The organism is Cobetia sp. 4B (genome assembly GCF_018831605.1).
Classification (GTDB): domain Bacteria; phylum Pseudomonadota; class Gammaproteobacteria; order Pseudomonadales; family Halomonadaceae; genus Cobetia; species Cobetia amphilecti.
The window spans coordinates 364062-390048 of record NZ_CP059843.1 but is presented as its reverse complement, the minus strand read 5'-3'; the positions used below and the strand labels follow the sequence as shown (position 1 = coordinate 390048).

Genomic DNA, 25987 nt, shown 5'->3' with positions numbered 1-25987 from the left:
ATCACCCTTATTCGACTGCCGACTGATAACGGAACGCCTCGCCACAGCCCTTCAATTCCTGCCCTGCAATCGTCAAGGTCGCCGTCAGTGGATAGGGCGCGCCCTGCATGGAATCGAAGCAGGCGCCCGGCGCGACCACCAGCTGCAATGGCTCGCCCTGCTTGCCGCCAGCCGGGAGTTGCGCCTTGAGCACACGGCTATCGTTTGCCTCGCGGGCGACCCGATAAGGCAGCTTCACCACCTGGACACCTGACGAGCGAGCGTCAGCCTCCGCTTCTGCAGTGCGCTCGGATGCCTGCGCCTCGTGCGGCGACTCGAGCAAGCCCTGCATGGCCGTCAGCGTCAGCAGGTTGTGCTCGCTGTCGAGACTGACCTGCCAGCCGGGCTCATTGCCCTGCGCCACCAACAGCGGCTTCTGCGTCGTCGGATGAATCACGCGCCGATCATCCTGCACACATTCCAGATTGCCGCGGGCATTCTGCAGCATCGCCTCGGCCCCCTTGAACCACACCTCCAGTCCCTCTTCACCGGGCAACGCCTGCACATCACCAGACGCCTTCTCGGCCGGCGATGCACCGGCATTGGCCTGATAGCGCTCCCCGGAGGCACTGACGACCCGCTCCAGGGTATAGGCATGCCGCCGCGACCACAGCCGCAACCAGTCATGCGACGCCTCGGCGTCGCCTTCGCTGAAGGCCATCAGCAGATCCTGCGCCGGAGTACAGCGCCACACCTGATACTCACTCGCCCGGGGCGGTGGCAGAAAACTGGAGGGCAAGGTCACCGCAGCGGCCTTGCCCAACGATTCCGCACTGGGCGGCGCAGGTTTCTTCGCCACCTCATGCACCACGGGGCCCGGGTCCTGTGCGGGGGCCGGCACCTTCAGCGGCGGCTGGCCAGCATCCGCCCCTGACGCGGCATCCTGACTCCACGGCAGGGAGGTACATCCCGCCAGCAGCATGGGCACCGCCAGAGGCGACAGGCGCAAGCCCGCTCGACCGGCAGCGATCATCCCTGGCGTGAGACTCGCGGCCCACCTATGGGGCAACGCACGGGAAATGGCAAAAAGACGACAGCAATGACGTGACATGATGAACCCTCCCTGGGCATGTCGGACGACAAGATGCAGCGCAGGACTCTGATGATGAGACACTGCGGCATGGCTGGACTTCAAGGCGGAGACGGCGGCCTTCCTGGCGCACCCTGCCAAAGTCTATCAAGCGCAGTGAGGCTTGTGGGGATGGGAATGCACTGAGGGTACAAGGCGCGTGCCCTGCCGGCCTTGCATGACACCCTCCTGGCGCCTGACTCCGTCACCCTTCGTGTTCCGCCGCCCCGAGTGATACGCGAATCGCCATGAATATGAGACAGTGTCATGAGCGCTCTCGGGCAGCCGCGCGACACGATGGTGGCCTGGCAGGGGGAGATCCCGCTACCACTCCCCCACTGATCCAGTCTCGCGGGAGTGATTGACCCGCTCGCGGCTTGCCCCAGGGCATTCAACTTAACGTTCTCGGCTTGCCTGTCTCAACTGGCCTGTCTCCAACTTGCCGTTCACAACGCACCTTTTTCACTCAACCTCTCAACATGAGCACCATTCATCATGCTTGAATTGCGCCATCTGCGTACCCTGCTGGCCCTGCGTGATGCTGGCTCGCTGGTCGAAGCCGCGGAGCGTGTCCACCTCACCCAGTCCGCCCTGTCCCATCAGCTGAAGGACCTCGAGGAGCGCCTGGGCGCGCCGCTGTTCATCCGCAAGACGCGCCCCGTGGAGTTCACCCGCGCCGGGCAGCGCCTGTTGTCGCTGGCAGAGCAGGTACTGCCTCAGTTCCGCATGGCTGAGCGCGACATTGCTCGCATGGCGGGTAGCGAACAAGGCCGGCTGCACATGGCCATCGAGTGCCATAGTTGTTTTCAGTGGCTGATGCCGACGGTGGATCGCTTCCGCGATCACTGGCCGGAGATCGAAGTCGATATCCCCTCGGGCCACAGCTTCGCTCCCCTGCAGGCATTGGGCCGCGAGCAGCTGGACCTGGTCATCACCGCCAACCCGGTGGAGATGACCGGCATCCAGTACATTCCGCTGTTCCGCTATGAGGTCATGCTGGCCGTGGCACGCCAGCATGCACTGGCCATCAAGGGCCATGTAGAGCCGCAGGACCTGTGTGACGAGACCTTGATCATCTATCCGGTCGAGCATGATCGCCTGGACGTCTTCACCCAGTTCCTCGAACCCGCCAACGTGAGCCCTCGTGAGATCCGCAGCGCCGAGATGACGGTGATGATGATGCAGCTGGTCGCCAGCGGCCGCGGCGTCACAGCGCTCCCCAACTGGGCGCTGGCCGAGTATCTGACACGCGATTACGTGCGTGGCCTGTCGCTGGGCGACGGTGTCTGGGCGACGCTTTACGCCGCCGTCAGAGAAGATCTGCTCGGCACGCCGTGGATGGACGACTTCCTGCGTACCGCCCGTGAGACATCATTCGAGGTGCTGAGTGGCGTGAAGCCTGCCTGATACCCGGGCCTCAGCGCTTACGAGGGATAGATACACGAAAGCCCCACCACTCGACAGGCCGCAAGGCATCGATTGGTGGGGCTTTCGTGTATCTGCTGATCACTGCTTGTTCGCGCCATATCACTACGGCTTGCGCGCAAGACTTTTTCTTCAGCACAAACAGAACCGCCCCAGCATGAGCTGGGGCGGTTCTTGACATCTATCATCTCAAGCGGAAAGCATTCCGCAATGAGTGATGATCAGTCGATAGCCTTGACGTTGGCTGCCTGCAGGCCTTTCTGGCCCTGGGTCACGTCGAAGGAGACCTGCTGGCCGTCCTGCAGGGTCTTGAAGCCATCAGCCTGGACTTCGGAGAAGTGAACGAACAGATCGTCACCACCGTCAGCCGGAGCGATGAAACCAAAACCTTTAGCGTCGTTGAACCACTTAACTGTACCTGTAGCCATGAGAAATTCCTCTCTGATTAGCATGTTTGAAATAACGGGCATTACCCGAAGAGCGTGGGCAAAGCAAAACCATGCATCAAATCAGCGAGGCTTCTCGGGGCGCTCAAGGCGATTTACCGAGCAGCACAGGCGACTGAGTGGTGCGTCTTGCTATCCAACAGGGGCTACATTGCACGCTAACCCATGATCACGTCAAGCCTTTTCGACAATCACTTCACACAGTCGCCAAGCGATGCCACTCCAGCCAGGTCAGAAATCCCCCTTCCGGCAGCTGCAGATTCGGCGCATCGGTGCCCAGTAGCAGGTGGTCTCCCTCGAGCGTGACGCGCCGCACAAGCGTCACCTCATCCCAATCGGCGATCGTGGCCAGCGACAGATGATGGCAGACCTCCTCCCGCTCACTGTCCCACTGCCAGCGCCCACAGTAGGCAAAGCCCTCACGAAAGGCGGCGACCAGCTGATCATCCGTCGGCGCCATTCCCAGAGGCTGACGCTCACAGGACACCAGCTGCACGCTCATATAGCCATTGGCCATGTAATGCAGCTGGCCCTTGCACTCGCCCAGCGGCTCCAGCTCGCGTCCATCCGGCCAGGCATACCAGAAACGCTCGAGCCGCCACGCGCCGATCAAGTCAGGATGCAGTGACAAGGGAGATTGCCGCATGGCCGATTCCTCAAACGGTCGTGATCAGGTGGCGTGCTCGTCCTGGAGTGACGGCGGCTTGACCGGCGGCAAGGGCACAGGCGCCTTGCGTTCCAGCTGGCTGGAGGTCAGTGGCAGCAACAGGCTGAAGCGCGCGCCCTTGAGCGACCTGCCCTTGTCCACCACCACGCTGCCGCCGTGGGAATGCAGGATCTTCTGCACGATGGAGAGCCCCAGCCCGTAGCCGCCGGAGGCACGCGTACGCGAATCGTCCAGGCGCGCGAAGGGCTTGAAGACCTTCTTGCGATCTTCCTCGTTGATGCCGGGGCCATCGTCCTCGACATCGAGCCTGACCACCTGCGGGTCACTGGTGATGCGCACCAGCACACGGGAATCCGCGTGCCGGCAGGCATTGGAGACCAGATTCTGCAGCGCCCGCTGCAGATAGCGTGCCTCGGCCTCGACCTCCAGCGCCTCGCCTTCGATGCTCAGCAGCAACTCAGGATGCAGCGGCGCCAGCGTCTCGCAGACCTGCTCCGCGATCTCGCGGCAATCCACCATGCCGAGGTCCAGCTGGATACCGGCGGCATTGTTGAGGCGTGCGTAGGTCAGGATCTCGTCGATCAGCTTGTCGAGTTCCTCGATGTCGCCGTCTGCGCCCTTTATCTGACGCTGGACGAAATCATCATCGACCATGTCCTCGATCATCTGCAGCGCGAAGCGGATACGCGCCACCGGCGTGCGCAATTCATGTGAGACCGCCCGAATCATGTCCTGCTGCGCGCCCAGCAACCCCTGCACCCGCTCGGCCATGCCATTAAAGGCCATGCCGAGACGCCCGAGAAAGTCATTGGACTCGATGCGCACCCGCGTATCGAGATAGCCGCCCGCGATGCGGGTCGCGGCCTTTTCCAGACGCGTCAGGCGCGCCTCCAGTGAACGCACCACCAGATAGATGACGCCGCCCAGCAGACTGATGACCGCCAGTATCATGGCGATGATCAAGGCCGGCGGTGTCGTCTCGAAGCCACGGATGGGCCCGACCTTGAGCATGGCGCGGTCCCCCAGACGAGTATAGAGCGCCATCGCCTGACCGTGACTGGCCACGTTGAGCACCACTCGACCGGCCTCCAGGCGACTGGCCTGCTGCGCATCGAGATTCTGCGGAATGTCCGGCAGCAGCGCGAAGGACAGACCCGAGGCCTGCTGCAGCTGGGCCAGCAAGTCGCTGCGCTGCTCGGCATTCATGGGCTGCAGGGTGTCATGCAGCGACACCATCAACCCGCGCAACTGCCGCTCCGCGAGATGCAGCAGCCGGAATTCCAGCACTCTCTCTTCGCCCGGCACCGCCATCAGCAGCTGCCAGCCGGCGTCATCATGTGGCCGCACCAGCGGCCGCCCGGCCTCAAGGCGGCGCTGCTCCCACCAGCTGAGGTCAAAGACCGCCGCCGGTGCCAGCAACAACCGCCCATCCAGCAGCCGGGCGGTCCGTTTGAGGAAGGCCCCGCGCTCAGCCTCCGGCGTGGCCGCGATCTGGCTCACCAGCAGGCGCATCGGCGCTGCGCCCAGACGCGTCTGGTAGGCCTCCAGCCGGACCATGTTGGTCAGCTGAAAGCCACCCAGCGCGATGCCCAGCGTGAGCACCAATGCCACCAGCAAGGCGACATAGACACGCAGGAAGATGCTGTCGGAGAGAGCCCGGCGCATCGTCTAGAGGTCCTTGACGAACAGGTATCCCTTGCTGCGCACCGTCTTGATCCGCTCAGGATGATTGGGGTCATCGCCAATCTTGGGGCGGATGCGCGAGACACGCACGTCGATGGAGCGGTCCTGGCCGTCGTACTTGATGCCGCGCAGCGCAGAGAAGATTTCCTCGCGCGTCAGCACGCGACCCGCGTTCGAGGACAGCAGCCACAGCAGGTCGAACTCGGCACTGGTCAGCTCGATGCGCTCGCGCGCCAACCATGCCTCACGGGTGGCGTTGTCGATCTCGAGATCATTGAACACCAGGCGCGTCTCACCGGCGGCCACTTCGGGGCCATCGGCGCGACGCAGCAAGGCCCGCATGCGTGCCAGCAATACACGCGGCTGCACCGGCTTGGGCACGTAATCGTCGGCGCCCATCTCCAGACCCAGCACCTGGTCCATGTCATCGGTACGCGCCGTCAGCATCAGGATCGGCCCGGCGAACTGAGGCCGCACGCGACGACAGATGGACAGGCCATCCTCGCCCGGCAGCATCAGGTCCAGAATCACGATGTCGGGGCGCAGACTGATGATCAGGTCCACCGCCCGCGCGCCGTCATTCTCGACGCTCACGCGGAAGTTGTTGGCTTCGAGGTATTCGCGCGTCAGTGTCGCCAGACGCTCGTCATCCTCAACAATCAATACATGTTCTTGCGCATTGGTATCCAAGGGCATTCCATCCGCATCGTTGGGTCAACGTGGCCAGCAGCTCACAAGCAGTTACTTTCCTGTGCCACGTCGTAACCTTTTCAGGGTGATTTGTCACGAATGATACGCCAATTTGGGCGTTTACGCGCCAGCAGCGCAGGCACCATCTGCATTGACGGAGCGCAGAAAATTTAACACCTGAACTCTTGACATCCCCCAGCGGCAAGGCCGGATTTTCAACCACACCTTACCCACAAGTTATCCACTTGCACGCCCCACCAAACAACACTATCTTGTGTCCAAAACCAGCTCACACCCCATATGTAGGGTTTTGGCGACGTCGACACCCATAGATCATGGCGACGATTGTCAAGCCCCGAAAGCATGAATCAGCGTATGGGACGGCAGTCACGCAAGGCTGCTGGAACCGTGTCTCATGAACGCTATCAGGCTCAGCCCGGGCGCCGATTGCCCCGCCTGAGCCTGATCGAGTTTCTCGACGACAAGGCTGACGACGACAGAATATCCCCGGGCGCCGGCAGGAATTTCCAGCCTGCGCCCCGATACGAATTGCCCTCGAGCCCTAACGGGCAACGATTCACCTTCAGACGATTCAGGAAGGCGTCATGGATTCCACTTTCAGCACCGATCAGGCGACAGTCGACGTGACTGCCCCCCAGCGCCTGCGCGTCATCAAGCGCAATGGCGATGTTGCGGCCTTCGACGCCAGCAAGATCTCCGTCGCTCTCTCCAAGGCGTTCATCGCCGTGGAAGGCGATCAGGTCGAGTCCAGCTCGCGCATCCGCGACCTGGTTCAGCAGCTGACCAGCCAGATCACCGACGCCTTCCAGCGTCGCATGCCTGACGGTGGCACCCTGCACATCGAAGACATCCAGGATCAGGTCGAGCTGGCGCTGATGCGTTCCGGCGAGCACAAGGTCGCCCGTGCCTATGTGCTGTACCGCGATGAGCACGCTCGTGCCCGCAGCGCCCAGAGCGACGGCATCGCCAAGCCGCACCCGACCATCAACGTCACGCACCTCGACGGCAGCGTGCGCCCGCTGGATCTGGGCCGTATCGAGACCCTCGTCTTCGATGCCTGCGCAGAGCTTTCCAACGTCGATGCCCAGAAGATCGTCGATGACTCCCTGAAGAATCTGTACGACGGCGTGCCGGTCGATGGCGTGTCCACCGCGCTGATGATGACCGCGCGTACGCTGGTCGAGAAGGACCCGAACTACACCTACGTCACCGCCCGCCTGCTGCAGGACAACCTGCGCCGCGAAGCCCTGAGCTTCCTCAAGGTCGCTGACGAGGCCACCTTCGGCGAGATGAAGGACCACTACCCGGTCGCCTTCAAGGCCTACATCGAGAGCGGCATCGCCTTCGAGCAGCTGGACGAGCAACTGGCCACCTTCGATCTGGAGCGTCTCGGCGCGGCCATCGATCACACGCGTGACAACCAGTTCACCTATCTCGGCCTGCAGACCCTGTACGACCGCTACTTCCTGCACCAGAACGACGTGCGCTATGAGCTGCCGCAGGTCATGTTCATGCGTGTCGCCATGGGCCTGTCCCTGAACGAGGAAGACCGCGAAGGTCGTGCCATCGAGTTCTACGAGCTGCTGTCCAGCTTCGACTACATGGCTTCCACGCCGACACTGTTCAACGCCGGTACCCGTCGCAGCCAGCTGTCCAGCTGCTACCTGACTACCGTGCCGGATGCCCTCGACGGCATCTACGGCGCCATCCGCGACAACGCCATGCTCTCCAAGTGGGCGGGTGGTCTCGGCAATGACTGGACGCCGGTGCGCGCGCTGGGCTCCTACATCAAGGGCACCAACGGCAAGTCCCAGGGCGTCGTGCCCTTCCTGAAGGTCGTCAACGACACCGCCGTTGCCGTCAATCAGGGTGGCAAGCGCAAGGGCGCCGTCTGTGCCTATCTGGAAACCTGGCACATGGACGTCGAGGAATTCCTCGACCTGCGCAAGAACACCGGTGATGACCGTCGTCGTACCCACGACATGAACACCGCCAACTGGGTGCCGGATCTCTTCATGAAGCGTGTCTTCGATGACACCGAATGGACCCTGTTCTCGCCGTCCGACTGCCCGGACCTCCACGACCTGTACGGCGCGGCCTTCCAGGCGCGTTACGAGCAGTACGAGGAGATGACCCGTCAGGGCCAGCTGAAGCTGTTCAAGCGCGTCAAGGCGCGTGATCTGTGGCGCAAGATGCTGTCCATGCTGTTCGAGACCGGCCACCCGTGGATCACCTTCAAGGACCCGTGCAACCTGCGCAGCCCGCAGCAGCACGCCGGTGTCGTGCACTCGTCCAACCTGTGCACCGAGATCACCCTCAACACCTCCGAGGACGAGATCGCGGTCTGCAACCTGGGCTCGATCAACCTGGCGCAGCACGTCATCGACGGCAAGCTGGATGGCGACAAGCTCAAGAAGTCGGTGCGTACCGCCGTGCGCATGCTCGATAACGTCATCGACATCAACTACTACGCCGTACCGCAGGCGCGTCGCTCCAACATGCGTCACCGCCCGGTCGGCCTCGGTATCATGGGCTTCCAGGATGCGCTCTACGCGCAGTCCATCGCCTATGCCTCCGAAGAAGCCGTGACCTTCGCCGACGAATCCATGGAACTCGTCAGCTATCACGCCATCGAAGCTTCCAGTGATCTGGCCGCCGAGCGTGGTCGTTACGAAAGCTTTGACGGTTCGCTGTGGAGTCAGGGCATCCTGCCGATCGATTCCATCGAGAAGCTCAAGACCGAGCGTGGCGCCGACTACATCGAAATGGACGAAAGCCAGACTCAGGACTGGGACTACATCCGCGAGAAGGTCCGCACCCAGGGCATGCGCAACTCCAACGTGATGGCGATCGCGCCGACCGCGACGATCTCCAACATCTGTGGCGTCTCGCAGTCCATCGAACCGACCTACCAGAACCTGTTCGTCAAATCGAACCTGTCTGGCGAGTTCACCGTGGTCAACGCCTACATGGTCAACGACCTCAAGGCGCGCGGCCTGTGGGACGAGGTCATGATCAACGATCTCAAGTACTACGACGGCAGCGTGCAGCCGATCGAGCGCATCCCGGAAGACCTCAAGGCGCTGTACGCCAACGCCTTTGAAGTCGAGCCGAAGTGGATCGTCGAAGCCGCCTCGCGTCGTCAGAAGTGGATCGATCAGGCCCAGTCCCTGAACCTGTACATCCAGGGCGTGTCCGGCAAGAAGCTGGACGTGACCTACCGCATGGCATGGTTCCGTGGCCTCAAGACCACCTATTACCTCCGTGCTCTGGGTGCGACCGCCGTGGAGAAATCCACCGTCGATCGCAGCAAGCACAACGCCGTCGGCAATGCACCGACTCCGGCACCTGCTCCCGCGCCGACCCCGGCACCGGAAGCCAAGCCGGAACCGCGCGGCATCGAAGACTTCCTGCAGGGCAAGAGCGGCCAGCGCGCCCCCTCCGCCAGCAACATCGATGAGTTGGGCTGTGAGGCCTGTCAGTAAGCGATTGCGCCAGACCCGAGTCCGCTGACGCTGACTCACCGCCTGCCAGGACACACCTTGCAGGCGGACTGCGGCAAATCCACAAGACCGAGCCCCGCTCGGTCTTGTGCCGCCACCAACAATCACTGCCTCCTGACATTCCCTCGAAACAAGCCCGGGCCTGACTCCCTGTGGGAGCCACGCCACTCGATGGCGCTCGCGTCGTAGAACGCACCGCCCCTGCCTTTTTGTCACGCTGACTGCCCGCGTGACCATCACCGAACACGAGGAACGCAACATGTTGAACTGGGACGATTTCCACGAAGACGAAGCCCCCGCTGCCGAGAAGCCGGCGACGGCCAAACCGGCGACGCAGGCCGAAGCTCCCGCCGCTGCCCCGGCGGCTGACGCTGTCGTCGCGAGCGAGAACAGCGAAGGCTACGCGATCAGCGATGCCGAGCGCATCGCCCGCGCCCAGCAGGCGCTGGACGATCTCGACGTGGCCAAGGGTCTGGAAGAACTGGAAATGGGTGCCCAGCGCATTCAGGTCGACGAGAAGCGCATGATCAATGCGCGCGCCGACGTCAACCAGCTGGTGCCCTTCAAGTACGACTGGGCATGGCAGAAGTACCTCGACGGCTCCGCGAACCACTGGATGCCGCAGGAAGTGAACATGAACGCGGACATCGCGTTGTGGAAGAGCCAGGACGGCCTGACCGAGGACGAGCGCCTGATCGTGATGCGCTCGCTGGGTTACTTCTCCACTGCCGACTCGCTGGTCGCCAACAACCTGGTGCTGGCCGTCTACAAGAACATCACCAACCCGGAGTGCCGCCAGTACCTGCTGCGTCAGGCCTTCGAAGAGGCGATCCACACCCACGCCTACCAGTACTGCATCGAGTCACTGGGCATGGACGAAGGCGAAGTCTTCAACATGTACCGTGAAGTGGACTCCGTGGCGCGCAAGTCCGCCTGGAGCCTCAAGCACACCCAGGCGCTGGCGCGTGCCGACTTCCACACCGGTACACCGGAAGCGGACCAGGAATTCCTGCGCAACCTGATCGGCTTCTACGCCGTCACCGAAGGCATCTTCTTCTACTGCGGCTTCTCCCAGATCCTGTCCATGGGTCGTCGCAACAAGATGACCGGCGTCGCCGAGCAGTTCCAGTACATCCTGCGTGACGAGTCCATGCACCTGAACTTCGGCATCGACGTGATCAACCAGATCAAGGTCGAGAATCCGCACCTGTGGACCGCCGAATTCCAGGACGAAGTCACCCAGATGATTCTGGAAGGCACCCAGCTCGAGATCGAATACGCGCGTGACACCATGCCGCGCGGCGTGCTGGGCATGAACGCGGCCATCATGGAGGAATACCTCCACTTCATCTGCAACCGTCGCCTCGCGCAGCTGGGCCTCAAGGAGCAGTTCCCGGGCGCCAAGAACCCGTTCCCGTGGATGTCCGAGATCATCGACCTGCGCAAGGAGAAGAACTTCTTCGAGACGCGCGTCACCGAATATCAGGTCGGCGGTGCCCTGAGCTGGGATTGATCGCTGATCACTCCCCCTCCCAGAGACAGGCACGCGACTGACGCCTGCCTCTGCTGAGCACCCCAACGGGCCATGTCATTGATATGGCCCGTTTTTGCGTCCAGCGCCCGCACAGGGTAGGCTTCGCGCCGTCCCGACTCTCCCCGGCTTCACGTGAAAGGAACGAACATGCAACTCGGTATCATCGGACTCGGCCGCATGGGCGGCAATATCGCTCGTCGCTTGATGCGCAATGGCCACGAAGTGGTCGCCCATGATCGTGACGCGGCAATCGCCCAGTCACTGGTCGCCGACGGTGCGACGCACGTCGATAGCCTCGTGGAACTGGTTCAACAGCTCGAGGCGCCGCGCGCCGTCTGGGTCATGCTGCCGGCGGGCGAGATCACCGAGCAGACCATCGCCACGCTGGCCGAGCTGATGGAAGCCGGCGACACCATCATCGATGGCGGCAACACCTTCTACAAGGACGACATCCGCCGTGCCACGGCCCTCAAGCTGAAGGGCCTGAACTACGTCGATGTGGGCACTTCCGGCGGCGTGTGGGGCCTGGAGCGCGGCTACTGCATGATGATCGGTGCCGAGAAGGCCGTGTTCGAGCATCTCGAGCCGCTGTTCGATACCCTCGCCCCGGGCTATGGCGATCTCGAGCGCACCAAGGGCCGCAACGCCCCGGATGAGCGCGCCGAGCGCGGCTACATCCACGCCGGTCCGGTCGGTGCCGGTCACTACGTGAAGATGGTCCACAACGGCATCGAGTACGGCCTGATGCAGGCCTACGCCGAGGGCTTCGAGCTGATGCAGAGCAAGGGCTCCGACGCCCTGCCGGAAGATCAGCGCTTCGACCTCAATCTGGCCGATATCGCCGAGGTGTGGCGTCGTGGCAGCGTGGTGTCTTCCTGGCTGCTCGACCTGACCGCCCAGGCACTGGCCGGTGACGAGCGTCTGGACCACTACAGCGGTGCCGTCTCCGACAGTGGCGAAGGCCGCTGGACCGTCGATGCCGCCGTCGAGCAGGGTGTCGCCGTGCCGGTGCTGGCCAATGCGCTGTTCTCGCGCTTCAGCTCGCGCAAGGAAAACACCTACGCCAACCGCCTGCTGTCGGCGATGCGCTTCGGCTTCGGTGGCCATGTCGAGCCGCCCAGGAAAGACTGAGCGCCTGCTCTGACACGCCAGACGTGAAACGCCCCGCTCATGGAGACCATGAGCGGGGCGTTGTCGTTTGCGGACCTGCTGGCAGAGCGGTGGAGTGTCAGCCGCCCTTCTTGCCAGCCCTGTCAGCCCTTAGTGCCAGCCACTGGCGTTATCGGCCACCGCCAGCGCCATCCACCGGCGTCAGCGTCATCTGCTGACCGCGCATGTTGATATCGAACTCTCCCAGGAAACTCATTCCCAGCAGCACCACCTCATCGTGCATGCCCGGCACGATGGCCCCGCGCACCTCGCGCTGGCTGAGTCCCGCCAGACTGACGGTATCCAGTGTGGTCAGGGCACCGTGACTGACGCCATTGGCGGTAGTGAAGCGCGCATCCCGCCCGCGTGGCAGCTGCAGACGCTCGGCCAGCGCTTCCGACACCGAGACATAGGTGGCGCCGGTATCGAGCAGGAAGGTGACCGGTTGATCATTGATGGTGCCAGGGGCCACGAAGTGCCCTGAGCGATTGCGCGACAGGGTCAGTGGCTCGCCAGATGACAGCGACTGGCCAGCCAGCGAGGCATTGGGCCGGGTGCGCTCATCAAGCTGGCCCTGAAACCACCACACCAGCATGGCGAGAATCAGCGCCCAGCACAGCACCAGCATGCCGACACCATAACGGCGGGTCGCGCCGCCCCCTGAATCACTCATCCACCACCACCCCGCAACAGCAGACGCAGGCCGACGGCGCACAGTGCGAAGCCGAGAATCAACGGCACCCCGATCAGCCAGCCGCGCGTCCCCGGCAGACTGGCCTCATGCGGGGCGTCGAGGCGATAGACCAGCGCCACGCTCTCCCCCACGGCGGGTGTCGGCGAGGGCACCGCCAGCGGCGAGATGATCTCGTGCCAGCCATCACGCTGATCCTGATAGCGCACCACGGGCGCATACTGGATCGACTCGATATTGAAGCGCCCACCCGGCGGCAGACCCGCCATCGCCAGGGCCTCATCCTCGCTGAGCCTGCCGCCCTTGGGCAGATGGATAGGGCCACGCCCTTCGACGTGCAGCGTGCGGTCGTGGTTGATGACCTCGCCCATCACCTGTGCGCTGTTACGGGCGAAGGACTGCGCCTGCTGCCAGCGATAACCGCCGAGCAGCAGCAAGGCGATGCCGATGATGATCAGTCCCCAGGTCAACGCCATGCGATGCCTCCTTGTGGTCGGTGCCATCATGCACGACGCGGTGTCGAGGTATGGGCCTGGACGTCATCGCTCACGTCATGGGCCACGCCCTGCTCGTGTCCGCCGGCCGCTTCCAGCCTCTCGCTCAGCGCATCGAACTGGCGCCAGCGCGCATGCGCCAGCGGCGTGACACCTTCGGCGTCCGCCAGATTGACGTCGGCACCGTGGGCCAGCAGCTGCTCGACGACCCGTTGATAGTCAACGCCGCCATCCCCCAGCAACACGGCCTCGATCAGCGCCGTCCAGCCGAGCGTATTCTGGTGATTGACGTCGACATCGGTCTCCTCGAGCAGCTGACGGCAGATATCGGCATGGCCACGTTCACTGGCCGACATCAGCGCAGTGGAAGAGAAGCGATTGAGCACCGTCGCCGAGGCGCCATGCGCCAGCAGCCGGCTCAGGCAGTGGCCATAGCCGAGTGCGGCCGCAGCCAGCAGGGGCGTGTCGTGCAGGGCATCGGTCTGCTCGCAGTCGGCGCCGGCGGCCAGCAGGGCCTCCACCGCCTCCGGCTGATTGGCCTGCACCGCGACCAGCAATGGCGAGCGCCCACGATAATCCACGTCATTGACTCGCTCGTGCGCATCGGGAGCGGCCAAGGCCTGTGCCAGGCCCTCCAGATCGCCATGCTGAGCACACATTGTCATGTCCTTCATCACCACCTCCTGACGCCCGGCAACGGATGCTTACTCTCTGACAGCCTATGCGATCCTGAGCGTGACCGTTAGCCCCGCCAGCGTTCAATCGGCGCCTTGAGCATCGTCGATCAGGCATGGCGCGACGAATAACAGGCAAAAAAAAGCGCTCCCGAAGGAGCGCCAGTTCGTCATCACCGCAGGGCGCGGCAGACGAGACTCAGAAACGAAGCCCGTCCGGCTGCCAGCCGGACACCGTCAGAATACGGTGTCGCCCTGGCCGCGCCCAATCATCTCTCGGGATGGCTGTGATAGCGCTGAGCTATCAAGACAAGAGCGCCGATAAACGAGGCGGCGCCCTGTCACTCCGTCGGCTGCGCCCCGACCAGCGGGGAGCTCGGCAGCCAGACGCGTGCCGCCAGGCCGCCCAGGCTGGAGCGCTCAAGTGCCAGCTCGCCCCCGTAGAGCGCCATCAGATCATCGACGATCGCCAGTCCCAGACCGGAACCGGAGCGCCCCTCATCAAGACGCGCCCCACGCCCCAGCGCGGCGGCGCCCTCTTCTTCATTCATGCCGGGGCCATCGTCCTCGATGATCAACAGCACGCCGCCATCGCGGGTCTCGCTGCTGACGCGCACCTGCTGGCGAGCCCACTGCAAGGCGTTCTCGAGCAGGTTGCCGACCATTTCCTGCAGGTCCTGCGGGTCGACCCGCACGCTGGCATCGTCCTCCAGCGCCAGACTGAGCGTGATGCCACGCCGACTCGCCAAGCGCCCGAGCCCCTCGAAGACCGGCCCCGCCGCCTCACGCAGGCTGATGCGCCCGCTGAGATGCGCGCCACCCGCGGCACTGGCACGCGCCAAGTGGTGGCGCACGGCTTCATCGATGCGTTTGAGCTCGGCGTCGATCCGCGCACGGTCCTCGCCGTTGAAGCGCTCGGACTGCGCCTTGAGCACGCTGACCGGCGTCTTGAGGGCATGCGCCAGATTGCCGGCCGCCGCACGACCGCGCTCGATCAAGCGCTGATCACGCTCGAGCACGGCATTGATGGCGCGGGTCAGCTCGGTCAGCTCCGGCGGCAGACGGGTCTCTTCCAGCCGCTCCGCCTCGCCGTCGGCAACCTTCTTGAGGCGAGCCCGCAGGCGCCGCAGAGGCGCCAGCCCCCAGCTGATCTGCGCGGCAGAGCCGCACACCAACAGCGATGCCAAGGCCACCAGCGCGCCCGCCAGCAGCCACTCGAAGCGCGCGACCTCGGCGTCGACCTCGCTACGGCTGGCCGCCACCATCACGTGCAGTGGCTGGTTGCGGCCGGGCAGGCGGATATCGCGCTCGAGGGAGCGCAACACCTGATGGCGCGGGCCCTTGAGGTCACGGCTGATTATGACGCCCTTGTCCATGTCTTCCAGCGGCGGCAGACGTTGGTCCCACAGCGAGCGCGACGTCAGCACATTGCCGTTGCGATCGGAAATCTGCCAGTACCAGCCCGAATAGGCCTGATCGAAGCGTGGGTCGCCCAGCGAGCGTGTCAGGCCGGGGCGGCCCTTCTCGCGGTCGAACTGGATGGCGGCGATCAGCACCTTCGACAGCGACAGCAGGCGCTGGTCGAAGGCGGTAGTCACGGCGTCACGGAAGCTCCAGGCCAGACCGAGTCCGGTCAACGGCATGACGATCAAGGCAATGACCAGCGAGCCGCCCAGCAAGCGGCGGCCGACGGACAGTGGCTTCATGCGTCGCTGCCATCCGCCGGCGTCGGTGTCTCGGCGTCCGGATCACGCAGGCGATAGCCACGCCCGCGCAGCGTCTCGATGCGCTCGGCACCCAGCTTGCGGCGCAGACGGCTGATCTGCACGTCGATGACATTGGAATCGGGTTCGTGGTCGCGGTCATAGACATGCTCGACCAGTTCAGAACGGCTGACCACGCCGGGCACGGCGTGCATCAAGTGCATCAGCAGGCGCGTTTCCTGGGCGGTCAGCGACACGGGGCGTCCCGCCAGACTGACGGTACCGCCGTGGGTGTCACAGGCCAGATCACCCAGCTTGAGCACGGGGTGGGCATGGCCGCGTGAGCGACGTACCAGCGCCCGCAGACGGAAGATGACCTCGGCGGTCTCGAAGGGTTTGGTGACGTAATCATCGGCGCCGGCGGAGAAGCCGGCGGCCTTGTCAGACCAGCGCTCGCGCGCGGTCAGCACCAGCACCGGCACCTCGATGCCGGCTTCCCGCCACTGGGCCAGCCAGCGCGTGCCATCACCGTCCGGCAGGCCGAGATCCAGCACTACGGCATCGTAGCTCTCGGTCTGGATCAAAAAGTCGGCGTCTCCCCCGGTGGTGGCATGCTCGACCAGTACATCGGCTTCCCCCAGGCGCGCCATCAGCGCTTCGGCCAACGGCATGTCATCTTCAACCAGCAATATCTTCATCGATTCTCGGGCTCCTGACGCAAGCGGCGTTCTACCGGTGGCGCAATGGACAATGGCACTAGCATACCGTTCCTCAGGGCCGCCAGGCACCCTCGGCGCCCTTGTCACAGCCTGCGCTGACACTGCCTGGCCTGGCCACTGCCTGCCTCGTCCTACTGACTCTCGACCTCGGCATTGGCGCCGTCAGTCACGAGCGGCGCGTCGGTCGTCTCGGGCAGGGGGTTGGTCAGGGGCTTGGTCAGGGGCTCGGACAAGGAACCGCTGCCAGCGCGACGCATGGCATCCAGATTGACGCCGCGCACCTCACGCAGACTGCCATCCGAGGCACGCACGGTGAATCTGGCCATCTGGCCCTGTGGCCCGAGCATCTCGACCTCATAGATCAGCTCGCCATGCGTCTCTTCGAGCTCCACCTCGACCACCTGACCCAGCCAGTCGCGCTCGAGGCTATCGAGCAGCTCGGACAACGAGATGACGCGTCCGGCGGCGACTTCGTCGTGCAGGCTGCGCCAGCGCTCGCTGTCACACAGCGCATGCGGCGGCAGTGCCAGTGCTCCGACCAGCAGGCTCCCGAGCCCGAGGCACAGCCAGACATAGCGTTGCCGCCATTGACTGCCACGCGCTGCACGGGCGTCTGGCTGAGCCTTGTGGGGAGTCTGCATGAAGAGGAACCTCGTGAATGACGGCGGGGCTGGTGTGCGCCCAAGGCGGGCGCTTGCGCGTGGCGCTCAATCTAGCAACGGAATGTGCAATCAAACCTGCGTTGGAACAACGCGGACCAACGCGAGAGCAACCACTGACCCTGTGATGCAGAGACTGACAGGAGGCAATGAACCTCAGATGAATTCACGTCTCAGCGTCGCGCAAGGTCGCCTGGCCCACAGTGAGCGCCATGCCCAGCCATCCTTGAGGAGGGTGTCATGTCCCCATCAGCCGCGTCCCGTATTGCTCCCGCTCGTGAATCGGACTCCGCATCCCGGCAGCCGCCATCCTCGGCCGCAGGCACCGCCCCGTCGCGCTTCTGGCTCGCCAGCCGCGCAGTCCAGCACTGGCGACACGGCCTGGGCGTCAGCGCACTCGGCCTGATGCTGGGTTCGGCTCCCGCCTATGCCAATGGCATCGAGGACCTGCCGGTGCGCCATCAGCTGTCGGCGGTAGAACTCTCGACCGCAGGGCTCTCTGCAAAAGGGCCCTCGACCAGCGAGCACTCAGATGACGGCAAGGCGACCGCCACGCTCGGCGATGATGCCGGGGATAGCACGCTGGACACGGCCGCCACCCGCACAGCCGGAAAGCCTGCGACGGATATCTCTGACGCCGCGACTACTCAAGGGCTCGCGCCAGAGCTGCTCACGCAGATGATGATCCACGCCAGTCGCAAGGGCATGATGGAATTCAGCACGATGGATATCCGCGACGATCATGTTCAGTTCACGGGCTGGGGGCATAATGGGTGGCAGATGGAACTGGCCATCAATCTCGCCGATGGAGAATTCATCAGCGAAGCGCTGCGCCAGAGTGATTCCGAGCCCGGCGACAAGGCCATCGATGGCGACAGCATGCGCCAGACCTTGAATTTTGCCGCTGTCGACGGCATCAAGAGTGTACAAAGCGTCGAAGTCGCTGCGCACGCCATCCAGATTCACGGGCGCGATGCGCAAGGCAAGCCGCAACGGATGACATTGAACATGCCGCTGCCGGGCAACGCTTTCAACCTCGCCGCCAGCGTGTCCATGAATCCGGATTATCGGCCGTGAACTGATCGACCCGCTTGTCCAGCCGCCGTGCCTTGAAGTGGTTCAGGAACTAAACCCGACATCCAGCGCTGGATCAACGCCGAAGCCGCTTGACGGCAACGATGCCAACTTCGATGCTGAACGAGTCAACCGGCCGCCCGATGCCATCAAGCGCCTCATGCAAAAGTGCGTCGCATCGAGCCCCACTTACCCATCCCCCGGCCCAGAGCACGAATGCCAGTTGAGCCGGGAGGGCAATACCCCTGTTTCCTGACCCGATATCCCCGACCACCCACTTTCACCTATCGGGTCATCCTCGCCCGGCCTGACGGCCCGGCTCTATCGTGGAGAAGACACATGCAAGGCCAACAGCACAACACTCTGTGGAACCAGGCTCGCCAATGGCAGGCCAATGCAGGCAACCAACGCCCCTCCAATGGCCTGTCCGGCCTCAAGCTGGTCGCCGCCTGGCTGATCGGTGGCGTGGTCATGATCTTCAGCCTGTTCGCGGCGCTGGTGATGATGGTACTCGGCATCATCATGCTGCCCTTCATTCGCCGTCGCATGAAAAAGCGCATGAGCGAGATGCAGCAGCGCATGCAGGAGGCCCAGGACAAGGCCAGTGGCCGCCAGAACTACTCGCGTGATGCCACGCGTGAAGACGGCAGCAGCACCGAGACGCTGGACGGTGAATACCAGGTCAAGGAATAAGTCCTGACGCCAGAGACCGCTGAGCGTCTCACACTGGCCGACTCGCACTGGCCGTCTCGCTATGATCGTCTCGTATTGATCATCACGACGTTCGCCAAAAACACAAAGGCCGCCCCATGGGGCGGCCTTTTGCGTTGCAGCGTCCTGATGCTGCCAAGGCAGGCTCAGGCGTCTGACCATCACACCCGGTAGACGCTGGCCGTCATCACCTTGGACATCAGGCGCATGGCGCTCTTCAGCGGCCCCGGGAAGCGATGACCACCGGCTTCCAGCGCCCACTGCTCATGATGGGCTTCGTCGATTTCCATCTGGCGCAAGACGGCACGTGAGCGCTGATCGCCCTCGGGCAGCGTCTGCTGGTGCTTCGACAGGTGCTCGCCGACCAGCTCTTCGGTCGCGGCCACGAACCCGAGGCTGACCTTGTCATTGATGGCACCGGCCGCTGCCCCGAGGGCGAAGCTCGTCATGTAGAACAGCGGATTGAGCAGGCTGGTATTGGCATCCAGCTCGACGAGTCGTGCATCGCACCAGGCCAGGTGATCGATCTCTTCCTGGGCGGCCAGCTCCATCTGCGTGCGTGTTTCGGGCAGACGCGCTGTGAACCCCTGCCCCTGATAGAGCGCCTGCGCACACACCTCGCCGGTGTGATTGATGCGCATCAGGCCAGCGGCGTGCTGACGCTCTTCGTCGCTGATCGCTTCGTCATGGATGTCGCCCGCCGGAGAGGGACGCGACGGCTGGGCGGCATGTGGCACCAGGGTACGCAGTACGGTGTCGAACTGATGGATCAACTGATCGGCGCGGCTGTGATGACGTTGCGCCGAAATGGCATCGGAATGCGGCATGGGAAGACTCCTGCACGGCGTGAGCAATGAGGCCATCTTACGCAAGCCAGCCCGCGACGGTAAGGGGCAGAGTGTCGCCGGGCGAGGCCTGACCGGCTCCCTTGCGCCGTGGATTCCCCAATGAAAAACCGGCAATGCCGTTTTCACGACATTGCCGGTATGCGCCTGTGTGCCGCGCGCTTGTTATCGCTAGCCGCTACCTGCCCGCGAACCGCCGGTACAGGCGCCTGCTCTATGCCGGCTCAGCCAGCCGGCCATGTGAAGCGGCGACCACCCATCAGGTGCATATGAATATGATAGACCGTCTGGCCGCCATCTTCATTGCAGTTCATCACCACGCGATAACCGCCCTCGGCAAAACCGTAGTCCTTCGCCAGTCTGGCTGCGGTGTACTGCAGGCGCCCTACCGTGGCCAGCTGATGCTCCTCGATATCGTTGAGCGTGGCGATGTGCTGCTTGGGGATGATCAACACATGGGTCGGCGCCTGCGGATTGATGTCATTGAAGGCCAGCACCTCATCATCCTCATAGACGATATCGGCGGGAATCTCGCGGTTGATGATCTTGCAGAACAGACAGTCCATGACACCTTCTCCCTTGAAGTGGGGCTGCCCACGGCAGCGTGGCCTGCCAGCGTAGCGCCAGCCGGGCAACAGGCCAAGGGCAGACGCAGGAAAACGCGGGCCAGCTTGTGAACAGAGCAATGTCGCCTTTAGGGAAACAGACTGATTCACCGCTGCCAGTGGGCGAATGAGGAAAACAGTAGGATAATCATTGTTATCCCGCTAACGAGAAGCCGACCGTCATGCCCGTGTTCACTCGCCAAGATTCCTCCCTGCGCAAGGCCAACCACGAACTGGAGGCCGGCCTTGGTGCTCACGGCGAGACACGACCGGCCACTGTCGGCGCCCCCGCCGTCGATCGCGCTGAGCCCACGCGCGCCGAGAAGGCGCGGGCGGCACTGCGTGCCGCGCCCAGGGTCGCGCGTGTTGACGGTGAGCAGGCCCCGGGCGAGTTCCTGCAGCGTGCCAAGGGCTTTCTCAAGGCCGAGGTCTACATCACGCACCTCAATGGCCAGCCGGTGGTCTGCAAGGATTACCGCCGCTATGCCGGCACGCCGGCGGCATTGGTGGCACGCTGGCTGGTACGCCATGAGCTGAAGATGCTCGAGCGCCTGGGCGACTGGACACACGCCCCCCGCGCCGTGGCGCGCCTGTCACCGCTGTCGCTGGCGATGGAGTACATTCCCGGACCGTTGCTGAGTGACGCCGCCATGGATGACGTGACGGATGCCCGCCTCAGTCAGCAGCTGATTCTCGTCGTGCAGCAACTCCATCAGCGCCAGATGGCCCACAACGACATCCGTGGCTCCAACGTCGTGCTGCGCGATGGCGTGCCGGTCCTGATCGACTTCACCTCTGCCGTCCGCCTGCCGCGCCTGCCAGGCACAGCCTCCCTCGCGCGCATGATGCGCCGCTTCGATCTGCGTCACTCGCTGAAGCTCAAGCAACGCACTCTCGGCCTGCCGCTGAGCACCCGCGAGGCACGCCTGCTGATCCGCAGCGGCCGCCTGAATCGCACCCTGCGCGTCTGGAAGAAGGGCATCCTGCCACGCCTCAAGGGCCGCAAGTACTGAGCCAGCCCGAGCCCAGCCCCCTTCATGTCTCCCGCTCAGCGAAACCGCCGCTGTGCCAGCAGGCTCTTGACCAGCGGCGTGATGATCAGCTCGATGGCCAGTGCCATCAGCGCGCCGGGCACCACCAGCGTATGCGGGCGCGACATGAACGAGCCCTGGATCATCGCGAGCAGAAACGGGAAGTCGACACTGCCGGGATCGCGGAAGTGGATCACGACCATCGACTCGGCATCCGTCGGGATATCCTGCGGCTCGAAGGGGTTGGAGGTATCCACCGTCGGCACGCGCTGGAAGTTGATGTGCGTGCGTGAGAACTGCGGCTGGATATAGCGCACGTAGTCATCCATGCGGCTCAGGATGGTGTCCACCACCGCTTCCTGGGAGTGCCCGCGCAGCTTGGTGTCGCGATCGATCTTCTGGATCCACTCCAGATTCATGGTCGGTGCCACCCCGATCAGCAGATCGACATGACGCGCGATGTCATGCTCCGGCGTCACCAGCCCGCCATGCAGCCCCTCGTAGAACAGCAGGTCCGTACAGTCCGGCAGAGACTGCCATTCGGTGAAGGTGCCGACCTTGTAGCCGGCCTCGATCATGCGCTTGTCTTCGGCATGGATGTAATGGCGATGCGTGCCGGAGCCCTGCTCGCCATATTCGACGAACAGCGCTTCCAGACGATCCAGTTGGTTGGCCTCGACCGCGAAGTGAGACAGCTCGCGCTTGCGCTCCGGCGCCTCCTGAAACATGCGCACCAGCTCGTCACGGGTATAACGGTGAAAGGCATCCCCATCCACGTAGGCGGCATGAATCGCCTCACGCGAGAACATGCGCTCGAAGGTGCGCATGACGGTGGTGGTGCCCGCGCCGGAAGACCCCGTCACGGCGATGATCGGATATTCCCGCGACATCAGTTGGCTACCCGGGACGACATGGCTGAGACGGCCTGCTCGATGGCGGCACTGGCGCGCGCGCTCGGCTCCGCCAGCCCCTGCTCGCCAGCGAACACCAGCCCGACGCGCAGCGTCGCCAGTACCGCGTCATCGCTGACACGCAGCAGGCGGTGATGGACGCCAAGTCCCTTGCCGGACACGCTGTCGATGGCCGTTTCCACCACGAGGGCGTCACCCAGCCGGCCCTCGCCCTGATACTGCACGGCGAGATCCGCGACGATGCTCATCAGCCCATCGATGTTCCATTCGGGGAAGCCCAGCGCCTGCCAGGCCTGGCCCCGCGCCTCGTGCGCCAGGCTGACTACGCTGTCGTGGCCCAGGTGCTGGCCATAGTTGATGTCGCTGACCCGAATCGTCATCGGGTGGCGATGTACCAGGCGGGAAACCGGAAATTCAAGCCGGATACGGTCCATGCAGACTCCTTGTCGGCGAGACAGGAAAAGGGTTCAGGGCGGACGGCGACGCCATCTTTCGACGCCGGTCAGCCTCAAGAAGGAATATAGGATGACTAGCGTTATCGCATGCCCGACACCGACATGACCAGACCCCGACACGATGGTCGTAGGCGCTCAGGGCATCGAGAGACGCCCCAACGACAAGACCCGGCCTGAGGCCGGGTCTTGTCGTGAAGCAGGCATGTCGCGGGGCGATGGCCCGTGCGACTCAGCGCTTTCAGCTATCGCCGCGCTCGCGAGCGATGGCACGCCAGGCGATGTCGCGACGCACCAGCATGTCCTGCCAGCTGATGGCATCGACGCCTTCATAGGCACGCTCGGTGGCCGCCGCGACGCTGTCGCCCAGTGCGGTGACGCACAGCACGCGACCCCCGCTGGTGACGACCTGGCCGTCCTGCTCGGCGGTGCCGGCATGGAAGACCTTGCAGCCGGTCGCTTCGGCAGCGTCGAAGCCGCTGATGACATCGCCCTTGCGGTAGCTGGCCGGGTAGCCGCCAGCTGCCAGCACCACGCCGACCGCCGCGCGGGAATCCCACTCGCAGGCCTGGGTGTCGAGACGCCCGTCTTCGGCGGCCAGACACAGCGCGACCAGATCGGACTTCAGACGCACCATGATCGGCTGGGTTTCCGGGTCACCGAAGCGGCAGTTGTATTCGATGATCTTCGGCGCGCCCTGGGCATCGATCATCAGGCCGGCATACAGGAAGCCGGTATAGGGATGGCCTTCAGCCGCCATGCCACGCACGGTGGGCAGGATGATCTCGTCCATCACGCGCTGGTGAACGTCAGCCGTCACCACCGGCGCCGGAGAGTAGGCCCCCATGCCGCCGGTGTTGGGGCCGGTATCGCCTTCGCCGACGCGCTTGTGATCCTGACTGGTGGCCATCGGCAGTACGTTCTCGCCGTCGACCATCACGATGAAGCTGGCTTCCTCGCCGTCGAGGAATTCCTCGATCACCACACGTGCGCCGGCATCGCCGAAGGCGTTGTCCTCGAGCATGTCACGCACCGCGGCGCGGGCTTCCTCGTCGCTCATCGCGACCACGACACCCTTGCCCGCCGCCAGGCCATCGGCCTTGATGACGATGGGCGCCGGATGGGCCGCCAGATACTCAAGCGCCGCATCGACCTCCGCGAAGGTCGCGTAGTCGCCGGTCGGGATGGCGTGACGCGCCAGGAAGTCCTTGGTGAAGGCCTTGGAGCCTTCCAGCTGGGCGGCACCGGCCGTCGGGCCGAAGCACTTGAGCCCCGCCTCGCGGAAGCGATCGACCACGCCGATCACCAGCGGCGCTTCCGGGCCGACGATGGTCAGCTCGATGGCGTTGTCACGCGCGAAGGCGACCAGCGCATCGAGATCGTCAGCGGCAATCGCCAGATTGGTCAGCTTGGACTCGCGCGCCGTACCCGCATTGCCGGGCGCCACGAAGACCTCCTCGACACGGGATGACTGGGCGGCCTTCCAGGCCAGCGCATGTTCGCGGCCACCGCCGCCGATGATCAGGACCTTCATCTTTTCAACCTTCATGAGCCAGTGAGGATCAGGGCTACCCGCATGGCGCGAGCTACCGAGGAAATATCAGGCTGCGCATTATGGCAGAAAGGCGCCCTGCTCGGGGCGCCCCTTTTCACATCACGATGAATTTATGTGAAAGCTGGATCTGACACGGCGTCACACTCAGCGTCGCTCATCGTCCGGCGGCGTGTCCGACTCATCAGGCGCCGCATCCGCATCACTCGGCTGTGAGCGTGAGGCATTCTTGCCAGCGCCCATGCCAGCGCCCATGGCCTGTTGCCAGAAGCGCAGGTTCTCTTCGGCGACCTCGCGCATCATCTCCATCGGCGAGTGACGCATGGCCTGGGACCACTGCTCCTGCATGCGCTGCTGCTGCTCCATCATCAGACGCGTGCCCTGCTCCAGATAACCGGCCAGCGGCAGCGGCTTGGCCATCGCGTAGATGCGGATGAACTGCTCCAGCAGCTCGTTGGAGAAGACCTCGGCCTCGCCCTCGCCCTGCTCCTGCTCGATGATGATGGTCAGCAGGATGGTGCGCGTGAGGTCCTCACCGCTCTTGGCGTCCTCGACCTTGAAGACCTCTTCCGCCAGCACCAGGCTGCGCAGATCTTCCAGGGTCACGTAGCGGCTCTGCTCGGTGTCGTATAGGCGCCGATTGGCATATTTGCGGATCACTCGCACGTGTCAGGCTCCTGTCGATTTTTCTTCATTGTGCACTCAAGGGGGGGGACTGCAAGAAAAGGCGTCTCCACGCGTCAGCCATTGACACCATGCCAACGCTGTCCCCGTCGGGTCAGCATGCACGACATGCTAGAATAACGCCCGCTTGCCGCTGTCTGTAAGCGATGCATCCCGCCCTCCACTGCCCCGGTATTGCCATGAATCTGATTTTGCTCGGCGCTGACGACCTGACCGCTCAGGACCATGCACGTGTCACGGACCCACGCCGCCTGCGCCATCTGCGTGAGGTGCATCGTGCCAGCGTCGGCGACGAGATGACGCTGGGGGTGGAGGGTGGCCTGATCGGCCGTGGCCGCCTGGAGCGACTGGACGCGGACAGCGCCGAATTCAGCCTGACGCTGGACCGTCAGCCGCCGGCGCCACTCGACGTGCATCTGCTGCTGGCGCTGCCGCGCCCGCGCATGCTGGCACGCTCGCTGGAACACGTCACGGCATTGGGCGTAAAGCACATCACCCTGCTGCATACGCGCCGGGTCGAGAAGAGTTATTGGCAGTCGCCGGAACTGAAGGAAGACAAGATTCGCCAGCATCTGGTGCTGGGACTGGAGCAGGCGCGTGACACCATCATGCCGACGGTGACCCACGAGAAACTGTTCAAGCCCTTCGTGGAAGACCGCCTGCCGGCACTGATGACGCCAGCATCAGGCACGCCTCCGCGTGGCATCATCGCCCATCCGGGCATGCCGGATGAATGCCCACGCGCCGTCCGCGAGCCGGTGATCCTGGCCATCGGCCCGGAAGGCGGCTTCGTGGACTATGAGGTCGAGAAATTCATGGCGACAGGCTTTGAAGGGGTGCATCTGGGCGAGCGTATCCTGCGCGTCGAGACGGCCGTCACAGCGCTACTGGCGCGCCTGGGCTGAAGAGCGTCTGGTCATACAAGAGCAGGTTATAAAAGCAGCAGGTTGAAGTGG

General features: G+C 63.9%; 25 protein-coding genes. 8 read left to right on the top strand and 17 right to left on the bottom strand.

The window, feature by feature from the left end:
• Positions 1-7 precede the first annotated feature (7 nt).
• The gene (locus H2O77_RS01785) at positions 8-988 is read right to left on the bottom strand and encodes an MliC family protein (protein WP_215823770.1); all 981 of its coding nucleotides are present in this window, start codon (positions 986-988) and stop codon (positions 8-10) included.
• A 615-nt stretch (positions 989-1603) separates the two neighbouring features.
• On the opposite strand from H2O77_RS01785, the gene H2O77_RS01780 reads away from it, so the two are divergent.
• Positions 1604-2515, top strand: coding sequence for a LysR family transcriptional regulator (locus H2O77_RS01780; protein ID WP_054555293.1), 912 nt, complete (start codon positions 1604-1606; stop codon positions 2513-2515).
• Positions 2516-2754: 239 nt separating this feature from the next.
• Here the strand turns inward: H2O77_RS01780 and H2O77_RS01775 are convergent, their stop codons facing one another.
• From H2O77_RS01775 to H2O77_RS01760, 4 genes are all read right to left on the bottom strand, one after another.
• Entirely contained in the window at positions 2755-2961 is a 207-nt protein-coding gene (locus H2O77_RS01775; RefSeq protein ID WP_043333698.1) for a cold-shock protein, read from the bottom strand.
• Positions 2962-3175: 214 nt separating this feature from the next.
• A complete protein-coding gene (locus tag H2O77_RS01770) occupies positions 3176-3625 on the bottom strand; it encodes a lipocalin-like domain-containing protein (protein ID WP_215823769.1) in 450 nt (149 codons plus the stop codon).
• A gap of 24 nt (positions 3626-3649) precedes the next feature.
• Entirely contained in the window at positions 3650-5311 is a 1662-nt protein-coding gene (locus tag H2O77_RS01765; RefSeq protein WP_215823768.1) for an ATP-binding protein, read from the bottom strand.
• 3 nt (positions 5312-5314) lie between these two features.
• Positions 5315-6025 carry a response regulator gene (locus H2O77_RS01760; protein WP_043334706.1) on the bottom strand — a complete coding sequence of 237 codons (711 nt, stop codon included), beginning with the start codon at positions 6023-6025 and terminating at the stop codon, positions 5315-5317.
• Between the two features lie 599 nt (positions 6026-6624).
• Here H2O77_RS01760 and H2O77_RS01755 point away from each other — a divergent pair.
• The 3 genes from H2O77_RS01755 to gnd all read left to right on the top strand — a co-directional run bounded on the left by H2O77_RS01755 (position 6625) and on the right by gnd (position 12208).
• On the top strand, positions 6625-9525 hold the full coding sequence (locus H2O77_RS01755) for a ribonucleoside-diphosphate reductase subunit alpha (RefSeq protein ID WP_043334707.1): 2901 nt from the start codon (positions 6625-6627) through the stop codon (positions 9523-9525).
• A 277-nt stretch (positions 9526-9802) separates the two neighbouring features.
• Entirely contained in the window at positions 9803-11056 is a 1254-nt protein-coding gene (locus tag H2O77_RS01750; RefSeq protein WP_215823767.1) for a ribonucleotide-diphosphate reductase subunit beta, read from the top strand.
• Positions 11057-11224: 168 nt separating this feature from the next.
• Entirely contained in the window at positions 11225-12208 is a 984-nt protein-coding gene (gnd, locus tag H2O77_RS01745; RefSeq protein WP_043334711.1) for a phosphogluconate dehydrogenase (NAD(+)-dependent, decarboxylating), read from the top strand.
• Between the two features lie 148 nt (positions 12209-12356).
• Here the strand turns inward: gnd and H2O77_RS01740 are convergent, their stop codons facing one another.
• The 6 genes from H2O77_RS01740 to H2O77_RS01715 all read right to left on the bottom strand — a co-directional run bounded on the left by H2O77_RS01740 (position 12357) and on the right by H2O77_RS01715 (position 17148).
• Complete coding sequence (locus tag H2O77_RS01740) at positions 12357-12899, bottom strand: retropepsin-like aspartic protease (protein ID WP_213113718.1); 543 nt, start codon at positions 12897-12899, stop codon at positions 12357-12359.
• Positions 12896-13393 carry a hypothetical protein gene (locus tag H2O77_RS01735; RefSeq protein WP_175089961.1) on the bottom strand — a complete coding sequence of 166 codons (498 nt, stop codon included), beginning with the start codon at positions 13391-13393 and terminating at the stop codon, positions 12896-12898. The genes H2O77_RS01740 and H2O77_RS01735 overlap by 4 nt, the downstream gene beginning before the upstream one ends.
• A gap of 26 nt (positions 13394-13419) precedes the next feature.
• A complete protein-coding gene (locus H2O77_RS01730; protein ID WP_215823766.1) occupies positions 13420-14085 on the bottom strand; it encodes an ankyrin repeat domain-containing protein in 666 nt (221 codons plus the stop codon).
• A gap of 341 nt (positions 14086-14426) precedes the next feature.
• Positions 14427-15791 (bottom strand): HAMP domain-containing sensor histidine kinase, encoded by a 1365-nt coding sequence (locus H2O77_RS01725; RefSeq protein ID WP_215823765.1) that lies wholly within the window; start codon positions 15789-15791, stop codon positions 14427-14429.
• Positions 15788-16486 (bottom strand): response regulator transcription factor, encoded by a 699-nt coding sequence (locus H2O77_RS01720; RefSeq protein WP_175089965.1) that lies wholly within the window; start codon positions 16484-16486, stop codon positions 15788-15790. The genes H2O77_RS01725 and H2O77_RS01720 overlap by 4 nt, the downstream gene beginning before the upstream one ends.
• A gap of 152 nt (positions 16487-16638) precedes the next feature.
• Positions 16639-17148 (bottom strand): hypothetical protein, encoded by a 510-nt coding sequence (locus tag H2O77_RS01715; RefSeq protein WP_215823764.1) that lies wholly within the window; start codon positions 17146-17148, stop codon positions 16639-16641.
• A gap of 471 nt (positions 17149-17619) precedes the next feature.
• On the opposite strand from H2O77_RS01715, the gene H2O77_RS01710 reads away from it, so the two are divergent.
• The gene (locus H2O77_RS01710) at positions 17620-18243 is read left to right on the top strand and encodes a hypothetical protein (protein WP_215823763.1); all 624 of its coding nucleotides are present in this window, start codon (positions 17620-17622) and stop codon (positions 18241-18243) included.
• Positions 18244-18579: 336 nt separating this feature from the next.
• The gene (locus H2O77_RS01705; RefSeq protein ID WP_052384715.1) at positions 18580-18933 is read left to right on the top strand and encodes a hypothetical protein; all 354 of its coding nucleotides are present in this window, start codon (positions 18580-18582) and stop codon (positions 18931-18933) included.
• A gap of 179 nt (positions 18934-19112) precedes the next feature.
• Here the strand turns inward: H2O77_RS01705 and coq7 are convergent, their stop codons facing one another.
• The gene (gene coq7 / locus H2O77_RS01700) at positions 19113-19760 is read right to left on the bottom strand and encodes a 2-polyprenyl-3-methyl-6-methoxy-1,4-benzoquinone monooxygenase (protein ID WP_043334772.1); all 648 of its coding nucleotides are present in this window, start codon (positions 19758-19760) and stop codon (positions 19113-19115) included.
• 260 nt (positions 19761-20020) lie between these two features.
• Positions 20021-20362 (bottom strand): histidine triad nucleotide-binding protein, encoded by a 342-nt coding sequence (locus tag H2O77_RS01695; protein ID WP_043334727.1) that lies wholly within the window; start codon positions 20360-20362, stop codon positions 20021-20023.
• Between the two features lie 221 nt (positions 20363-20583).
• Between H2O77_RS01695 and H2O77_RS01690 the strand changes: the two genes are divergently transcribed.
• Positions 20584-21414, top strand: coding sequence for an RIO1 family regulatory kinase/ATPase (locus H2O77_RS01690; RefSeq protein ID WP_215823762.1), 831 nt, complete (start codon positions 20584-20586; stop codon positions 21412-21414).
• A gap of 35 nt (positions 21415-21449) precedes the next feature.
• Here H2O77_RS01690 and H2O77_RS01685 read toward each other — a convergent pair whose 3' ends face one another.
• From H2O77_RS01685 to phaR, 4 genes are all read right to left on the bottom strand, one after another.
• Positions 21450-22322: a phosphoribulokinase gene (locus H2O77_RS01685; RefSeq protein WP_043334728.1), complete on the bottom strand. Its 873-nt coding sequence runs from the start codon at positions 22320-22322 to the stop codon at positions 21450-21452.
• A complete protein-coding gene (locus H2O77_RS01680; protein WP_052384717.1) occupies positions 22322-22777 on the bottom strand; it encodes an acyl-CoA thioesterase in 456 nt (151 codons plus the stop codon). The genes H2O77_RS01685 and H2O77_RS01680 overlap by 1 nt, the downstream gene beginning before the upstream one ends.
• 259 nt (positions 22778-23036) lie before the next feature.
• Positions 23037-24329, bottom strand: coding sequence for a phosphoribosylamine--glycine ligase (purD, locus tag H2O77_RS01675; RefSeq protein ID WP_213113713.1), 1293 nt, complete (start codon positions 24327-24329; stop codon positions 23037-23039).
• A gap of 165 nt (positions 24330-24494) precedes the next feature.
• On the bottom strand, positions 24495-25013 hold the full coding sequence (gene phaR / locus H2O77_RS01670; protein WP_043334733.1) for a polyhydroxyalkanoate synthesis repressor PhaR: 519 nt from the start codon (positions 25011-25013) through the stop codon (positions 24495-24497).
• A 197-nt stretch (positions 25014-25210) separates the two neighbouring features.
• Between phaR and H2O77_RS01665 the strand changes: the two genes are divergently transcribed.
• Positions 25211-25936: a 16S rRNA (uracil(1498)-N(3))-methyltransferase gene (locus H2O77_RS01665; RefSeq protein ID WP_215823761.1), complete on the top strand. Its 726-nt coding sequence runs from the start codon at positions 25211-25213 to the stop codon at positions 25934-25936.
• The last annotated feature ends 51 nt before the right edge of the window (positions 25937-25987 follow it).

Coding starts and splice junctions, on each gene's coding strand:
- H2O77_RS01715 (WP_215823764.1), bottom strand. CDS start 17,148: ATGCAGACTCCCCACAAGGCTCAGCCAGACGCCCGTGCAGCGCGTGGC.
- H2O77_RS01760 (WP_043334706.1), bottom strand. CDS start 6,025: ATGCCCTTGGATACCAATGCGCAAGAACATGTATTGATTGTTGAGGAT.
- H2O77_RS01665 (WP_215823761.1), top strand. CDS start 25,211: ATGAATCTGATTTTGCTCGGCGCTGACGACCTGACCGCTCAGGACCAT.
- H2O77_RS01685 (WP_043334728.1), bottom strand. CDS start 22,322: ATGTCGCGGGAATATCCGATCATCGCCGTGACGGGGTCTTCCGGCGCG.
- H2O77_RS01680 (WP_052384717.1), bottom strand. CDS start 22,777: ATGGACCGTATCCGGCTTGAATTTCCGGTTTCCCGCCTGGTACATCGC.
- H2O77_RS01730 (WP_215823766.1), bottom strand. CDS start 14,085: ATGAAGGACATGACAATGTGTGCTCAGCATGGCGATCTGGAGGGCCTG.
- purD (WP_213113713.1), bottom strand. CDS start 24,329: ATGAAGGTCCTGATCATCGGCGGCGGTGGCCGCGAACATGCGCTGGCC.
- H2O77_RS01775 (WP_043333698.1), bottom strand. CDS start 2,961: ATGGCTACAGGTACAGTTAAGTGGTTCAACGACGCTAAAGGTTTTGGT.
- H2O77_RS01725 (WP_215823765.1), bottom strand. CDS start 15,791: ATGAAGCCACTGTCCGTCGGCCGCCGCTTGCTGGGCGGCTCGCTGGTC.
- H2O77_RS01690 (WP_215823762.1), top strand. CDS start 20,584: ATGCCCGTGTTCACTCGCCAAGATTCCTCCCTGCGCAAGGCCAACCAC.
- H2O77_RS01740 (WP_213113718.1), bottom strand. CDS start 12,899: ATGAGTGATTCAGGGGGCGGCGCGACCCGCCGTTATGGTGTCGGCATG.
- H2O77_RS01765 (WP_215823768.1), bottom strand. CDS start 5,311: ATGCGCCGGGCTCTCTCCGACAGCATCTTCCTGCGTGTCTATGTCGCC.
- H2O77_RS01720 (WP_175089965.1), bottom strand. CDS start 16,486: ATGAAGATATTGCTGGTTGAAGATGACATGCCGTTGGCCGAAGCGCTG.
- H2O77_RS01770 (WP_215823769.1), bottom strand. CDS start 3,625: ATGCGGCAATCTCCCTTGTCACTGCATCCTGACTTGATCGGCGCGTGG.
- gnd (WP_043334711.1), top strand. CDS start 11,225: ATGCAACTCGGTATCATCGGACTCGGCCGCATGGGCGGCAATATCGCT.
- H2O77_RS01780 (WP_054555293.1), top strand. CDS start 1,604: ATGCTTGAATTGCGCCATCTGCGTACCCTGCTGGCCCTGCGTGATGCT.
- H2O77_RS01705 (WP_052384715.1), top strand. CDS start 18,580: ATGCAAGGCCAACAGCACAACACTCTGTGGAACCAGGCTCGCCAATGG.
- H2O77_RS01755 (WP_043334707.1), top strand. CDS start 6,625: ATGGATTCCACTTTCAGCACCGATCAGGCGACAGTCGACGTGACTGCC.
- H2O77_RS01695 (WP_043334727.1), bottom strand. CDS start 20,362: ATGGACTGTCTGTTCTGCAAGATCATCAACCGCGAGATTCCCGCCGAT.
- H2O77_RS01735 (WP_175089961.1), bottom strand. CDS start 13,393: ATGGCGTTGACCTGGGGACTGATCATCATCGGCATCGCCTTGCTGCTG.
- H2O77_RS01750 (WP_215823767.1), top strand. CDS start 9,803: ATGTTGAACTGGGACGATTTCCACGAAGACGAAGCCCCCGCTGCCGAG.